Origin of the sequence: Natrinema salinisoli (genome assembly GCF_020405205.1) — an archaeon.
Lineage (GTDB): Archaea > Halobacteriota > Halobacteria > Halobacteriales > Natrialbaceae > Natrinema > Natrinema salinisoli.
In genome coordinates this window covers 2,913,072-2,927,921 of record NZ_CP084469.1, presented here as the reverse complement: position 1 = coordinate 2,927,921, position 14,850 = coordinate 2,913,072, and the positions used below count along the sequence as shown (strand labels likewise).

Annotated in this window: 10 protein-coding genes; 4 read left to right on the top strand and 6 right to left on the bottom strand. The window is 65.1% G+C overall.

Annotation, left to right across the window (positions count from 1 at the left end):
• Positions 1–37 precede the first annotated feature (37 nt).
• Positions 38–907 carry an alpha/beta fold hydrolase gene (locus LDB05_RS14475; RefSeq protein ID WP_226004698.1) on the top strand — a complete coding sequence of 290 codons (870 nt, stop codon included), beginning with the start codon at positions 38–40 and terminating at the stop codon, positions 905–907.
• Between the two features lie 32 nt (positions 908–939).
• Here LDB05_RS14475 and LDB05_RS14470 read toward each other — a convergent pair whose 3' ends face one another.
• The 4 genes from LDB05_RS14470 to LDB05_RS14455 all read right to left on the bottom strand — a co-directional run bounded on the left by LDB05_RS14470 (position 940) and on the right by LDB05_RS14455 (position 7,639).
• Positions 940–1,248 carry a HalOD1 output domain-containing protein gene (locus LDB05_RS14470; protein ID WP_226004697.1) on the bottom strand — a complete coding sequence of 103 codons (309 nt, stop codon included), beginning with the start codon at positions 1,246–1,248 and terminating at the stop codon, positions 940–942.
• Positions 1,249–1,463: 215 nt separating this feature from the next.
• On the bottom strand, positions 1,464–2,540 hold the full coding sequence (locus LDB05_RS14465) for a CARDB domain-containing protein (RefSeq protein ID WP_226004696.1): 1,077 nt from the start codon (positions 2,538–2,540) through the stop codon (positions 1,464–1,466).
• A 107-nt stretch (positions 2,541–2,647) separates the two neighbouring features.
• On the bottom strand, positions 2,648–6,583 hold the full coding sequence (locus tag LDB05_RS14460; RefSeq protein ID WP_226004695.1) for a S8 family serine peptidase: 3,936 nt from the start codon (positions 6,581–6,583) through the stop codon (positions 2,648–2,650).
• 312 nt (positions 6,584–6,895) lie between these two features.
• Complete coding sequence (locus LDB05_RS14455; protein WP_226004694.1) at positions 6,896–7,639, bottom strand: DNA polymerase sliding clamp; 744 nt, start codon at positions 7,637–7,639, stop codon at positions 6,896–6,898.
• Positions 7,640–7,898: 259 nt separating this feature from the next.
• Here LDB05_RS14455 and LDB05_RS14450 point away from each other — a divergent pair, with 259 nt between their 5' ends.
• Positions 7,899–8,675: a 23S rRNA (uridine(2552)-2'-O)-methyltransferase gene (locus LDB05_RS14450; RefSeq protein WP_226004693.1), complete on the top strand. Its 777-nt coding sequence runs from the start codon at positions 7,899–7,901 to the stop codon at positions 8,673–8,675.
• A 2-nt stretch (positions 8,676–8,677) separates the two neighbouring features.
• On the opposite strand, the gene LDB05_RS14445 is transcribed toward LDB05_RS14450, so the two are convergent.
• The gene (locus LDB05_RS14445; RefSeq protein WP_007109894.1) at positions 8,678–8,854 is read right to left on the bottom strand and encodes a hypothetical protein; all 177 of its coding nucleotides are present in this window, start codon (positions 8,852–8,854) and stop codon (positions 8,678–8,680) included.
• A 59-nt stretch (positions 8,855–8,913) separates the two neighbouring features.
• Positions 8,914–11,259, bottom strand: a complete 2,346-nt coding sequence (locus tag LDB05_RS14440; RefSeq protein WP_226004692.1) for a twin-arginine translocase subunit TatC — start codon at positions 11,257–11,259, stop codon at positions 8,914–8,916.
• Positions 11,260–11,399: 140 nt separating this feature from the next.
• Here LDB05_RS14440 and tatC point away from each other — a divergent pair, with 140 nt between their 5' ends.
• Entirely contained in the window at positions 11,400–12,371 is a 972-nt protein-coding gene (tatC, locus tag LDB05_RS14435) for a twin-arginine translocase subunit TatC (protein WP_226004691.1), read from the top strand.
• Positions 12,372–12,726: 355 nt separating this feature from the next.
• Positions 12,727–14,850 carry an assimilatory nitrate reductase NasA gene (gene nasA / locus LDB05_RS14430; RefSeq protein ID WP_250160943.1) on the top strand — a complete coding sequence of 708 codons (2,124 nt, stop codon included), beginning with the start codon at positions 12,727–12,729 and terminating at the stop codon, positions 14,848–14,850.

The following is a 14,850-nucleotide window of genomic DNA, read 5'->3' as shown; positions in this document are numbered from 1 at the left end:
GATCGATTTCAAGAGTGTTCGACACGTCGGTCCGGGTATGCCACAGGCGACGAGAGACGGCGTGTCGATTTACTACGAGTACGATCGGAGCGACGGAGACGGTCGAGCGCCAGTCGTGTTCGTGCAGGGGCTCGGGTTCGGGCGGTGGATGTGGCGCTGGCAACGCGAGGCCGTCGCCGACGAGTACGACGTCGTCGCCCCCGACAACCGGGGCACCGGCCGCTCGGACGTCGGCCTCCCGCCGCTGGTCCCGCGTCTGCCCGGCAAGCTCCGGGCCCTCGTGTTGTTCAAGCTGGCGGGCTACTCGATCGGGGGGCTGGCCGCCGACCTCGAGGCCGTCCTCGACGACGCGGGGATCTACGACGCCCACATCGTCGGCGCGAGCATGGGCGGGATGATCGCCCAGCGCTACGCGCTCGAGTACTCCCGGGCGAAGTCGCTGACGCTGTGCTGTACGACTCACGGCGGTACCGACGCGGCACCGGTTCCCGACGAGACGCAGGAACACATGTTCGACACGCCCGACGGGGCGAGCGAGCGGGAGACGCTGCGCCACCGGATGCGACCCGCGTTCAACGACCGCTTCACCAACCGGAACCCGCACCTCATCGATCGGATCCTCGAGTGGCGACTCGAACAGGACGCCGACGACCCGGCTCGCGAGGCCCAGGCCGCCGCCGTCCTGAATTTCGACGTCAGCGATCGCCTGGACGCGCTTCGGATTCCGACGCTGATCCTGCACGGGACGGACGACAAGGTCGTGCCCGTCGAAAACGCGCGGCTGCTCGAGGAGAAGATCGCCGATAGCCGCGTCGAACTCGTCGAGGGCGGCTCCCACCTCTTCTTCATCGAGAACGCCGACGAGGTCAACGAGACGGTGCTGTCGTTCCTCGACGAGCAGGACTGACTCCCGGCCTCGAGCGCGCCGGCGAAGTCGTCTCAGCTGGCAGTCGAGGTGGCGTCCCGGATCCGAATTTCGCCGTCGCTTCGAACGCCCACGTCGACCCCCTCGTAGGTGAACCACACCTGATGGGTGCCGGTGTCGCCGACTCGCTGGGCGTGCTCGACGAACGAGTCGAGCGCGTCCGGCTCGACGACGTCGTAGAGCGGGGAGAGATCGCCCGGTTCCGCCCCGATGACGGCAGCGACCGCATGTACGATGGCTTGGCTCGCACGGTCGTCGGCCGGATCGAACGTCGTGACGTAGTCGGCGTCGCGTCGAGCGGGGCCGTCGTCTCTGGAGGGCATAGATCAGGTACGAGGACGATACTCGTAGCCGCAGTCCTTTCCATGTCCCCTCATTAAGTCACGACGGGTCCGCCTCGTCGTTCGATCGGGACTCGAGCCACCGTCCGTGGAGTGCCCTCGGGCCCGAACGCGATACGCTCGCGAATCAGCCCCGACTCGAGTGCGAGCGGTCCGACCAGCACCGCGGAACGCGCCGCGGCCGGTGGACGCGGCTTCTACCGGTCTGACCACCCGTTACGGGCGCGCAGGCCGACGACCGCACCGACCAGCGCAGCGATCGCAGTTGCGACGCCGAATCCGGGAACGGCGTCCTCGTCGGTGACCGTGACCGTTCTCGCGTCGGCGTCGCCGACGGCGATTTCGTGTTCGCCGGCTCTTTCGAAGGATTCGGTGAACGACACCGTCTCCGATTCGTTGCCGTCGAGGGTCACGTCACGCTCCGCAGCGACCGATCCGTCAGTGACAAGCTGGACCGTGTCCGTCTTCGACTCCTCACCGACGTTCCTGACGGTCGCCGTCACGTCGACGCTCTCGCCGGCCTCGAGTTCGGTCGCACTCACCTGTGCGGTAGCGACCTCGAACGCCGCGGGCGCTCGATCCCGGACGGTGACCGTTCCGAGTTCGAGGTCACCGACTGCGATATCGGCGCTCCCTGTCTCGTTAAACGGTCGCTCGAAGGTCACGTTCTCGGCGGCTCCCTCCTCGAGCGTCACTTTTCGTTCGGTGTCGACGTCACCGTCGACGAGCAGTTCGACCGGTTCGGTCCCGTTTCCGCCGCCGTTCTCGACGGTCGCCGTCACATCGATGCGCTCGCCGACACGGACGGTGTCGGCACTCAGTTCGCCGTCGACCACCTCGAAGTCGGGACCCGTCGTATCCGGATCGGGGTCGGAATCGGCGGTCGACCCTGTGCCTGATGCTGGTGTCGAGCCCTTCTCGACGGTGAGACTCACCACACCACCACTACCGAAGGTGACGGCCGGATCCGCAGTGGCTTCCTCGCCGTCGACGAGAAAGGTGACGGGTGTTCCGGTCTCGTTGGCCGTCCCCGAGACTGACAATCTGTTATCCATGGACCCGAATTCGCCGGCTTCCTCGACGGTAATCGAGCCGCGTTGCTCGCCATCGATTTCGGCGGTGACGGTCGTTCCGACGGGTGCGGGTTCGCCGTCGATTTCGACGGTACCGATATACGTGTCGGAGTAATTGGGTGCGGAATCGGGCCCGCCATCCTGCAGTGCAGTTGCGACACCGCCACCGACGGCGATCGCGGAGAGCCCTACTAGTAGCATGACTACGAGTACGATACCCCACTTCCGCGACGTCCCTGCCGATCGAATTCCTGCTGTTCTATCGCGTGGCATTGTATCCATCTCTGAGAAAAACGAAACGACGAGTATTACGCCGCGATCGCCCTCAGCGAAGCACTTCGCTCGTTCGCTCCGGCCGCGATCTCACTCGACGTACCGTTCTCGTCGGTGACGGTGACGTTCACGACTTCGCTATCGTCCGGGGTGAAGACGCCGATCTGGCTCTCACCGGTGACCTGTTCGTCGATCACTTCCGACCGGATCTCGAGCGTCGTCGTGGCGCCGGGTTCGAGTTCGACGACCGTACTGTTGATCGCGACGACGTCCTCGCTCAGCCGCGCTCGTTTCTCGTCTTCGAGACCCGGCCCGAACTCGACTTCGACGATCTCTGACGCCCGTTCGGTGCCCCTGTTCTCGAGTTCGTACTCGATCGTGTACTCGTCACCCACGCTAAGGTCCGTCTCGTTCACGGCGAGGTCGGTAACGTCGAAGAAGACCGTCTGCTGGAGTTCGACGGTCTCGCTCTCGTCGAGACTCACGGTCCTGTTTTCGAAGCCGTCGGCGGTGACGGTGACCTCCTGCTCGACACCGGTCGGGAGCGCCGGGAGCGTGAACGACCCGTCGGTGCTCGTCGTTGTCGAGACCGAGGTTCCCGGGACGCGAACCGTCGCGTTCGCGACGGGTGCGCCGTCGACGCTCCGTTCGACGGTACCAGTCCGTCGCTCGGCGTCGATCTCGAGGTCCTCGTAGGCGGAGTCGAGGGTCGTTCCCTCGTCCACGGTAGTCTCGAGCTGGGTATCTTCCGAGGCGAACACGAAGTAGCCGGTGAACGGATTGACCGCGTTGTGGGTTTCTTCGAAGATTCCGATGCCGCCGAACCCGCTCTCGGGAACCATTTTCGAGTCGGGTGCCCGCTGAATCCGGAACACGCCGAGGGTGGCGTCCGAATCGTGCTCGAACGCCGCCTCGGGGTCGTCGTAGGCGGCCGGTGCGACGAAGTTCCAGCCCCGCTCGATATCACGCGGCTCCGTCACTCCGTCGCCGGTGCCGGGCGTTCCGGCCAGTTCGACGGTCACCGTGGTGTCCTCGAACGGCGTCACGAGGAGCGCGTCGAGCGGCTCGAGTTCGTCGTCCGGGCTCGGCTGCACCCAGCGGTTGGTCGTTTCGTTGTACGTGAGGACCGTGGCGTTGGTTTCCTCGGGAACGACGTCACCGACGGTCCCGCCCTCGACCGGACCCGGCAGCCCGACGGAGTAGGTCTTCCCGCCCTCCATCGAGAGCTCGAACGTTGGATCGCTGCCGACCGTGAGATTCCGTTCGATCGGATCGAGATCGTCGTCGAACTGGACCGTCGTGCTCGTCGGCCCGTAGCTGGCCGCATCCGCAGTGACCGTCCACTCCCCCGGCGCGTCGACGATGATACTGTATGCGCCTGAACTGTCAGTCACGGTACTGAACTCGGCGTCGCCGTTCGTCGCCGTGACCTCGATACCGGGCAGCGGCTCGCCCGTGTCCGCGTCGGTCACCGTTCCGTTGAGTTCGCCCCCGACGATGTCCGTGGTGAACCGTTCCTCCTGGATCGGAGACAGCGTTTCGTTGACCAGCACGAACCGATGGTCGACGGTCTCGCCGGTGTCGGCGATGTACGACCACGGTGCCGGCGAGCCGTCACCGAAGGAGAGCGTGCGATTGTACGTCGCGGTCTCGCCCGGCTCGAGCTCGTACTCCTCGGAGGAGAAGTCCCCGATCGGCGTCTTCCAGACCACGGTGCCGTTCTGGGTGACTTCGTCGTCCGTGTTCTCGACGACGACTGGACCCGGTGCGATCTGCTCGCTGGCGAGCGCCTCCTCGACGATGTCCGTCTCGACGATTCGGAGGGGGTCTGTCTCAGAGACCTCGGTGACGACGGTCGTCGGCCCGGTCGTGACCGTTTCCGTCGTCCCGTCGCTTCCAGTGAACGTGTGCTCGAGTTCGATCGTTTCGCCCGCGTTCGCTCCGTCGACGGTAATCTCGAGCGTGGCGGGCGTCGCGGTCAGCGGTTCGCCGAACGCGACGGTGTTGCCAAGCACGTCCGATTCGACGCCGACGAGGTCGACGGTCACGTTCGATTCGTCGACCGTCGATTCGTCGGCTAGCTCGACGGTGAGTTCGTCGAGGTGGGCGACGTCGACCGCGACCTCGGCCGTGCTCCCTGCCTCGAGTTCACGGGGTTGTCCCCGAACGACCGCGAGGTCGAAGCGCTCCTCGAGGACGATGTCCCGCTCGACCGGTTCGCTCGCATCGATCATCTCCGTCGTTTCGGCGTAGCCGAACGCGCCGGAGACGGTCACGTCGTGGTGGCCTTCCGTGACGTCGAATTCGAAACTCCCGTCGGCGGCGTACTGGGTTCGATTTGCGTCGTCGATCGTGACCGTGGGGCCGCTACCGTCCGGGAGGTCGTTGGAGCGATCCGTGATCGGTTCACCGTCGCCGTCGACGACGGTCCCGTCGATCCGGCTTTCGTTTGCCAGCGCTGCCGACGCCGCGTACGCGTCGATGATGCCGTATCCGTACCGGACATCGCGTTCGTCGTCGTCGTAGACGTTCTCGTACTGTTCGTCGCTCACCTCTCGTGCTTCTGCGGTGACCCGCTGACTGATCCGATCGGGAGCCGGCTTCGTCGCCGTCTCCTCGAGGAGCGATTTCATCTCGTAGGGGTCCTCGACGCCCTGGGCGGCCAGAAGCGCAGCCACGCCGCTGGTGTGTGGCGTGGCCATACTGGTCCCGGAGAGTTCCGCGTAGGTGTCGTTGCCGCCGACGTAGGAGCTCCGGACGTCCACGCCGGGTGCGGAGACGTCGGGCGTCGCGTACGATTCGGGCCAGTCGCCCGGTGCGACGGGGCCCCAGTCCTCGTCGGTGTTCACCGTCGCGCCGGTCGAGAACTCGGCCACCTGCTCGTTCGCGTCCGTCGCACCGATCGAGAGCGTGTCGTAGACGTTCCCCGGCGTTCCTTCGGCACCAGGGCCGTCGTTCCCGGCGGCGCTCACGATGAACGTGCCCGCCCGCTGGGCGTTCCGGATGACGTCGACGTAGATCGCAGCGTATCCGCCGCCACCGAGGCTGAAGTTCGCCACGTCGGCGCCCTGCTCGACCGCTTCCTGCATGCCGGCGACGATCGCCGCGAGCGTCGTGGACTGCCGATCGGGCATCCCCGGGAAGACGTTGATCGGGATCAGCTCCGCGTCGGGTGCGACGCCGATCCGCTGCCCGTCGGCCTCACCGCCCAGAATCGTCCCGGCGACGTGGGTCCCGTGTCCGTTCCGGTCGTAGGGCTGGCTCTCGATTTCGCTCCCGTCGAAGTCGAACTCCGCCCAGTTATCCCGGACCTCGTCGCGATCCGCGAACTGCTCGTGCGATGCCGCGAGCCCGGTGTCGACGACGGCGACCGAGACCCCCTCACCGGTCGCGTCGAACTCCTCCCACACCTCGGGCGCGTTCACCTGATCGAGGCCGTAGGTGACCGTCGAGTCGTTCGCCGACCCGTCGTTCGCGTCCGGTTCGACGAGTTCGACCTCGTAGTTCGGGTGGAGTTCGGTGACCCCGTCGATCCGCGCGAGTTCCTCGATATCGACCCGCGTCGTGTCGACTTCCACGAGGGCCGCGTTCGTGAGCCAGAATTCGGTGACGATCTCGACGCCGTCGACGTCCTCGGCGTACGTCTCGAGGCTCCGCTGTGTCGCTTCCGCCTCCCGTTTGAGCGCGGTCGCGCTCTCGGCGTCGGTTGCGGTCGCGAACTGTGATACCTCGGCGTCCATGCGCACGAACACGTCGACGGTGTCCGCCGACGATGCCGACTGCTCGAGTTCGGACTCGATCCGAACGTCTTCTCCTGACTGCGTCTGTACGTCTGAAACCGTGAGCGATTCTCCATCTGCGCTGCTACCTGCATCCGTGAGGCTCCCTGTTGCCATGGCGACTGGAGACGTCACCAGCAACAGCGCCACGAGCACTACGAATACGGTTGCTCGACTGAGTCCATATGTCATTGCCACAACTAGATCTAAAATATTGTTCAATACAATAAAATTATGCAATCCGGAGAATACACATTGCTAACAGCTATCTGGATTGGGTGAAGAAATGGACGCCTTGAATAATACAGTTATTGTATAGTAGAAGAATCGAGTATAGGGATCGCCCGCGAATTTCCCGTGGATTCGGTCGAATTCGAGCGACGACCGACGTAACACCGAGATCCGGAGCCCCATCTGACGCCACTTCCGAGGGTCACGATAGCTATCGCTCGAGAACGCCGTCTTCCCGAAAAAACGAGTTCGACTGCTCGAGCGGCGCGGTCGTCAGTCGCTCTGGATCCGCGGCGCGAGCATGTACGTGACTTGGCCCTTCCCCTCCCCGAAGCCGAAGTAGATCTTGACGGGGAACTCCTCGCCGAGATCGAGCGTGACCTCGGTATCCTTGGGGATCGCCTTGTTCATGTCCTTGAGATAATCCAGGGAGAACAGCGAGTGAGCGGGGCCGACCTGCAGATCGATCAGATCCTCCTGCGTGAGTTCGAGGTGGACGTCGTCGGTGTCGCCCTCCGCGTCGACGTAGAAGTACTCCTCCGTTTCGTCGACGCCGAGCGCGATGTGATCGGAAACCATGTCGGCGGCGGTCACCGAGCGGTTGACGTCTTTCCCCTCGAGGACGACCTCAGCGGGCAGATCGAGGTCCGGGATGTCCGGCTCCTGGCGGATCGAATCGGGATCGATGAGCGCGAGCGTGTACTCGAGCCCGTCGATCTGGATGTGGAGCTTCCGGGTTTCCTCGTCGAGTTCGAGCTGGATAAGCTGGCCGGACTCGGCCATCCCAGCGATATCCTCGAGCCGCGAGAGGTCGACGCCGATCAGTCCGCCGTCCGCTTCGTAGGACTCGAACGCAGACGCATCGAGCGAGAGGTCGACCATCCCGACGTTCGCGGGGTCGACGGCCCGGATCTCCAGTCCGTCTTCCTCGAGGTGGATCTTGCACTCGTCGACCAGCACGCTCACCGAATCGAGCGCGCTGGTGAGCGTTTCGGCGCTCACGATGGCCTTGAACATATAGGTCGCCGTACGGACGGTCGACATAAAAAGGCACCCTTTACGCGCGAGGGCGCTCGAGTCGACGACTCCTGACGGGACACCGAACGGGCGGGCAGCTTCGCTTCGAAGTAGTAGATTCTTCCTTCAAACCACGGTCGATCGCGTTCTGCTGGCCGCGATTGCGGTGACCGAGGGCCTCCGTTCGATAGCCGCAACCGACGAGTCGCGTCACCTATCCGTATCGACCGTCTAGGGACGGTAACTGAGCGACATCGCCATGGCAGGAAAAGACCACTACTACAACAAAGCGAAGCAGGAAGGGTACCGCTCTCGAGCGGCCTACAAGCTCAAACAGCTCGACCAGCTCGAGAACGTCATCGACGGCGGCGACACCGTCGTCGACCTGGGTGCGGCCCCCGGCGGCTGGCTCGAGGTCGCCGCCGAGGCGGTCGGCCCCAACGGGAACGTCATCGGCGTCGACTTCCAGCGGATCAAGGATTTCGACGACCACGACAACGTCGAGACGCTCCGCGGGGACATGACCGAGGACAAGACCCGCGACCGCGTCGTCGACGCCGCCGGCGGCCCCGTCGACGTGGTCGTTTCGGACATGGCACCCAACATGTCCGGCGAGTACTCGCTGGACCAGGCCCGCTCGCTGCACCTCGCGCGGCAGGCCTTCGAGACCGCTCTCGAACTCCTCGACAGCGGCGGCGACTTCGTCGTGAAGGTCTTCGAGGGGCCGGACGTCGACGACTTCCGGGCAGACGTCGAGGAGGAGTTCCAGTACGTTCGCGCGACCTCACCGAAGGCCAGCCGCGACGAGTCCTCCGAGGTCTACTTCATCGGGAAGGGGCGGCTCACCGCACCGGTGCGGCCCGGCGACGAACTCGAGGTCGAGATCGAAAGCGTCGGTACCGAGGGCGACGGCATCGCGTCGGTCGACGGCTATCGCCTGTTCGTATCGGGCACCGAGGAAGGCGAGACCGTCGACGTCCGCGTCGAAGACGTGAAGCCGAACTTCGGATTCGCCCAGCGGATCGACGCGGAGTAACACTACTCCTGGTCCTCGAGGCGGTCGTGGCGTTTGTCGATCTCGTCCAGGATATCCAGGTTTTTGCGGATCGAGGATCGGATGGCGTCGCTGCGGTTGACGAACTTGCCGTCGTCGCCGACGTGGTCGTCCAGGTCGTCGAGGAGCTCCTGTGGGATTTCGACGCTGATCTTTGGCATCAGTTGCCTAGCCGTTCGCAAGCCCCCGACTTAAGCCGTCGGCTCGCGGCACCGAGCCGTCAGTCGACGACGGTGGCTCCGGTGTCGCCGTCGGCGTTCGGATCGGTCGCCGATCCGCCACCGCCGCCGTCGAACAGCCGTCCGCCGGCGGTCAGGACGTAGAGGACGGCGAGCCCGATCAGGTACGTGAGCGCGATCGGGATCGAGAAGATCAGCATCATGAGGATCCCCTTCGGGCTGAAGAAGGCCGCGAGGACGAAGATCCCGACGACGACCGGCCGCCAGCGCTCGAGCATCGAGCGGTAGCTGACGATGCCGCCGACGTGGAACAGGGCCATCGTGACGATGATGTTCAGCAGAAAGCCGATCCCGACGGTGGTGAAGATCACGAGCCAGAAGAAGCTCTTGATCCGGTAGGAGACGACGATATCGTTCGCGAGGGCGTCCGAGACCAGATACGAGATGATCGACGGGGCGATCCAGAAGAACCCGAGGTAGGTCCCGACGGCGAAGCCGGCTAGCAGGCCGCCGCCCCAGACGATGAACGTGCGGCGGTCGCCGTAGACCAGTCCGCGCTCCTTGGCGGCCGGCCAGGCGAAGTACAGCACCACCGGCAACACGGCGACGAGGCCGGCGAGCGCGCTCACCTTCGCCTCGAAGATGAGCACCTCGACGGGGTGTAAGGCGACGACGATGTCCAGTTCCTCGATAATCTGATGGAGGAACTGCGTCTCGTTCAACTCGCTCAGATTGACGTCTTCGCCGACGACCTCGGCGAGCACGTCTCGGGGTATCCGATCGAGGAAGAGCAACAGTACGTTCCCGAGACCGCCCGAGTAGAGCCAGAAGAAGGTGCCGCCCATGACGGCCATGAACATGCCGACGATGATGAACATCCGCGAGGCGAGGCTGTTGAGGACGAATGCGATGTCGTAGGCGTAGCCGCCGATGTCGTCCTCGGTGGTCTCGTCCTCGGTGAAGGGGTCGAGCATGCCGGCGGCGGTGTTGGCGAAGAGGCCGCCCTCGTCGTCACTCGAAGCGGCCCCGCCGGCACTCGCTGCTCCGCCTGCGCTTCCGTCTCCGCCCTCGGCTTGCATCTCCTGGACCGTATCGAAGCGATCGAGGATGGCCTCGGCCTTCGATCGGTCGTCGTCGTACATCGCCTGCCGGGAGTACTCCAGCGCCTGCTCCTCGCTCATCGTCCGGAAGACCTGCGTCGAGAGGCCCTCGATATCGTCCGCCTCGAGCGTGTCGAAGTCGACGTCCTCGTGGGAGTCGGCCCGTCGGATGTCGTCCGGTCGCGGATAGACCGGCTCCTGCAGCACGTAGATCGTGTAGCCGAGCAGGACGAGGAGCCCGACGGCGGCGGCGAGGAGGAGCCCGACCGCGACCTCGCCGAGCAGTCCGTGTTCGATCGCCGTCGTCTCGAGTCCGGTCGGCCTGCTGGGGCGCACCGCCGACGGGAACGCGGGGAAGACCGATTCGTGGAGGTACCCGAAGGCACCCTGATCGACGGCGACGGTGATCGCGAGGGCGACGACGCCGAGCGCGCCGCCGAACTGGAGCAGGCGGCGCTTGATGTGTGCCGTCCCCGTCCCGCCGGAGGTCGCCGCGCCGCGCCGTCGCACGTTGGTGACGACCTTGGCCAGTCCGAGGCTGAAGACGTAGAGGACGATCATCGGCATCGCCCACATGACCTGCGTGAACGGGTCCGGCGGCGAGAACAGGGCCCCGAAGATCACGATCCCGATAACTGCGTATCGCCACTTGTCCCGGAACGTTTCGAAGGGAATGATCTCGGTGTAGGAAAGCGCGCCCATCAACAACGGCAACTGGGCGGCGAGGCCGAAGGAGAGCGTCAGAAGGGCCATAAATTCAGTAAACTCGGTAATGCCGTAACTGGGTTTGACGCCGGCGCTGACGGCGTTCTTTGCGAGGAAGCCGAACGCGTACGGGAAGAAGATGGTGTAGGCATAGACGACGCCCGCCATGAACAACGACAACGCCATAATCACGAATCCAGCGATGTACCCCTTCGAGATCGGGACGACGCTGGTGTAGCCGCGACGGCGGAGCGCTTTCCGAGAGAAAAAGAGCAGGGCGGGGAGTGCGAAGAGCGCTCCGACGACCATCCCGATCTTGGCCTGTAACAGGATCACCTCGAACGGCGTCCGGGTGATGATATCGGTCGAGCCGGCGATCTCCTCGTTCATCTGGCCCTTCGCGGTCGCCTCGAGGAAGTCCCAGACGACCATCCGAAGCGCGTAGAAGGCGCCGACGAAGCCGACGAGAAAGACGATAAACACTTTCTGGAGGTGCTGTTGGGCACCCGAGAGTAACGCGCCGATCGTCTCCCGGCCGCTGTTGATGGCCTTGGCAGTGTCCTCGTCGACGGCAGAACTCATTGGGTAGGTGGTAACTGACATCCAGTTATCAACCTTTCGAGTGGGTACGCGGTTCGTGGGGCGATCGGACGACCTTCTCACCCTCGAGGGGTCTTCGTAAGAAAAAGGCCTATAACCGGTGGCCTATCAATATCCTGTAGATGTCGGACGAGCCGGCGGAGGACCGCGACGTCGAGGGCCCGGCAGAGCCGCGGGAGGACCCCGACGAGCACCGGCCAACCGCGACTGACGCGTCCGAACCGGAGTCCGGAAGCGACGCAGAGACGTCCGAACACGACGGTGCGGACGATCCCAACCTCGAGACGGACGGTGAGGGAGTCGTCAGCGACCGTCACAACCCTGAACCCACCTATCCCGACCCCGACGACGACATCGGCGGTATCTCGACGCCGCCGGACGACGAGGAGATGCCGCTGGCCGATCACATCGAGGAGATGGTGCTCCGGCTGGCGGTCGTCTTGCTGTTCGGTGCGGGCGGGACGGCGATCGGCCTGCTGTGGGCCTCCGACGCGATCCAGTTCGTCTGGTTCAACGTCTTCCCGGCCGGTGGTGACGCGCCACCGCCGCACGTGTATAATCCGCTCGAGCTGTGGTTGACCCGGATCAAGATTTCGTCGCTGCTCGGGATCATGGTCGCGTTGCCGGCGTTCATCTACGAGTGTTACCTGTTCATGCGGCCGGGACTGTACCCCAACGAGCGCAAGTACTACCTCGCGGCGGTGCCGACGAGCGTCGTGCTGGGAGCGCTCGGGATGGTGTTCTCCTACCTGCTCGTGTTGCCGATCCTGTTCGAGTACTTCACGTACTACGCGGAGGCGAGCGCGGATATCCAGTACGCGCTCGGCGACACGTTTAACCTGATCATCACGCTGACGGGCTTCCTCGCGATCGTCTTCCAAATTCCGCTGTTCATCATGCTGGCGATCATGCTGGGCGTGACGACCCGTCGCTGGCTGGCCCAGAAGCGGCTGTACTTCTGGGCGGCCTTCGCGGCGCTGGCCTTCGCGTTCACGCTCGACCCGACGGGGATGGCACCCATCCTCGTCGCCGTGACGATGATCCTGCTGTTCGAGGGGACGCTGTTCATCCTCAAGTGGGTCGGACGGGAATAACCGCACTCGAGTCAGTTACCCGTTTTCGACACGACGACGGCCACTTCGAGCGATCACGCCTGCTATCGATTCGTGGACATTCGTTCGCTCCCCGAGCGAAATGGTCCTCATATAATGCCCTTATATTCTCCCTATCCGTCCGCATATTCCGGACTCCTGGCCATTTCCAAGCTAAAACCAACAGTTTGTAAACGATCACCGTTTAGTAGTTCCGTATGTTCTCCTAATCTGTGAAACTCTGCATGATATTACGCGAATCTCCATTGGACGAGTGTGATTGTAAATCACACAGTCTCGTTCACTCCCGTACCGCGGCGAGGTGGGTATCGTGACCGATCTCGTCCCGACCACGTGTATGCGGTGTGCGGTCGGGTGTGGGCACGTCCAGCAGAGTCCGGAACGGGGCTACGGCCTCGAGACCGTCCGCGGCGATCCCAGTCATCCGGTCAATCAGGGACTGGCGTGTCAGCGCGGCGTCAGCGAGACCGCCGATCCGGGCGGCGAGTGGCTGACGCGGCCGCTCGTGCGGGAAGACGGCGAACTCGTGCCGACGACGTGGGAGTCCGCCCTCCAGCGCGCGGCGGAAGGGCTGGGGACCGCTCACGAGGCCGGTGGCGACAGCGTCGCCGTCCTGGGAAGCGGCCAGCAGACCAACGAAGCGGCCTACGCGCTGGGCAAACTCGCCCGCGGCGGCTTCGGAACCCGGTACTACGACGCCAACACGACGCTGTGTATGGCCTCGGCCGTCACGGCGTACTACGACGCGTTCGGGAGCGACGCGCCGCCGCCGACCTACGACGACATCCCCGAGGCCGAAACGCACGTGGTCTGGGGAGCGAATCCGGCGGCCGCCCACCCGGTCATGTTCCGCTGGATTCGGCAGTCCGCGGCCGAGGACGACTCCGAGCTGATCGTCGTCGATCCCGTCCACAGCGAGACCGCCGAGGTCGCCGACCACCACGTGCCCCTCGAGCCGGGCGGCGACCTCGCACTCGCTCGAGCCGTCCTCGCCCGCGTTATCGAAACGGACGGCGTGGACGAAGCGTTCGTCGACGAGGCGACGATCGGGTTCGCGGAACTCCGCGCGGACCTCCCCGACGCGGCCGATGCCGCCGAGATGGCGGGCGTTTCGATGGCCGACGTCGACCGCCTCGCGGCGGCGCTCGAGGACCCCTCCCTGCTCTACTGGGGGATGGGAATCAACCAGAGCGTCAACGGGACCGCAGCCGCGGGCGCACTGATCGATCTGTGTCTCGCGACGGGTAACCTCCGGCCGGGCTCGGGGCCGTTTTCGCTGACCGGTCAGGCCAATTCGATGGGGACCCGCGTCTGTTCGTCGAAGGGGTCCTGGCCCGGCCACCGACCGTTCGCTGATCCGGAGCACCGACGGGAGGTCGCCGAGACGTGGGACGTGCCGGTCTCTCGGTTTCCCGACGACCCCGGACCGGGACCGGTCGGCATCGTCGACGCGATCGGCGACGACGTCGACGCCGTCTACGCGGTCGCGACCAACCCCGTCGCGGGCATGCCCGATACCACGCGCGTCCGCGAGAAGCTCGAGGACTCGTTCCTCGTCGTTCAGGACGCCTTTCGCAGCGAGACGGTCGACTACGCCGATGTCGTTCTCCCAGCCGCGACCTGGGGGGAGTCTGAGGGGACGACGACCAACATGGAGCGGACCGTCTCCCGGGTTCGGGCGGCGACGGAGACGCCCTCGGGCGTCCGAACCGACCTGGCGTTGATCGGCCAGCTCGGCGATCGGCTCGTCCCCGATCTGTTCGACGGCCCGCTCGAGCCGGAAGCCGTCTTCGACGAATTCGTCGCGCTGACCGCTGGGACCCCAGCGGATCTCTCGGGGATCAGCTACGACCGCCTCGAGGCCGAACACGCGGTCCGCTGGCCGGCACCGGCACCGGACGTAGCGGGCGGGTACCGGTACTACGAGGCTGGAGAGCCGGACGATGCGACCGGTTCCGTCGATGACCCGAGCGACGAATCGTGGTCGTTCTACACCCAGTCCGGCCGCGCCCGGTTCTCGATGAACGAGGCCCGAGCGCTCCCGGAACCGACGGACGAAACGTATCCGTTCACGTTGACGACCGCACGCCGCCCCGACGCGTACAACACCGGGGTTCGGACCCGCGAGGACGAACCGCCGACGGCCCGGGTCAGCCCGGCGACGGCCGTCGCGTTCGCCGACGAACTCGCGGCCGCGGCCGAAGAGACCGAGGCCGACGAGGAAGACGACCGGTTCGCTCGCGTCGTCTCCCGACGAGCGTCGGTGACGGTCAGCGTGGAGACGGACGAGGCGATCCCGGACGGAGTCGTCTGGCTGCCGATTCATCACCCCGACGTCAACGATCTCACGCTCCCCGACGTCGACCCGCGCTCGAACGAGCCGAACTTCAAGCAGTGTGCGGTTCGTCTCGAGCCGCCGCGGGAACGGGACGTCAGGGCGGTCGCGGAAGCGAGCGCCTGA

Bases quoted from the DNA above. Each gene is read 5' to 3' on its own strand.
- LDB05_RS14475 (WP_226004698.1), top strand. From the start codon at position 38: ATGCCACAGGCGACGAGAGACGGCGTGTCGATTTACTACGAGTACGAT.
- LDB05_RS14470 (WP_226004697.1), bottom strand. From the start codon at position 1,248: ATGCCCTCCAGAGACGACGGCCCCGCTCGACGCGACGCCGACTACGTC.
- LDB05_RS14465 (WP_226004696.1), bottom strand. From the start codon at position 2,540: ATGCTACTAGTAGGGCTCTCCGCGATCGCCGTCGGTGGCGGTGTCGCA.
- LDB05_RS14460 (WP_226004695.1), bottom strand. From the start codon at position 6,583: ATGACATATGGACTCAGTCGAGCAACCGTATTCGTAGTGCTCGTGGCG.
- LDB05_RS14455 (WP_226004694.1), bottom strand. From the start codon at position 7,639: ATGTTCAAGGCCATCGTGAGCGCCGAAACGCTCACCAGCGCGCTCGAT.
- LDB05_RS14450 (WP_226004693.1), top strand. From the start codon at position 7,899: ATGGCAGGAAAAGACCACTACTACAACAAAGCGAAGCAGGAAGGGTAC.
- LDB05_RS14445 (WP_007109894.1), bottom strand. From the start codon at position 8,854: ATGCCAAAGATCAGCGTCGAAATCCCACAGGAGCTCCTCGACGACCTG.
- LDB05_RS14440 (WP_226004692.1), bottom strand. From the start codon at position 11,259: ATGAGTTCTGCCGTCGACGAGGACACTGCCAAGGCCATCAACAGCGGC.
- tatC (WP_226004691.1), top strand. From the start codon at position 11,400: ATGTCGGACGAGCCGGCGGAGGACCGCGACGTCGAGGGCCCGGCAGAG.
- nasA (WP_250160943.1), top strand. From the start codon at position 12,727: ATGCGGTGTGCGGTCGGGTGTGGGCACGTCCAGCAGAGTCCGGAACGG.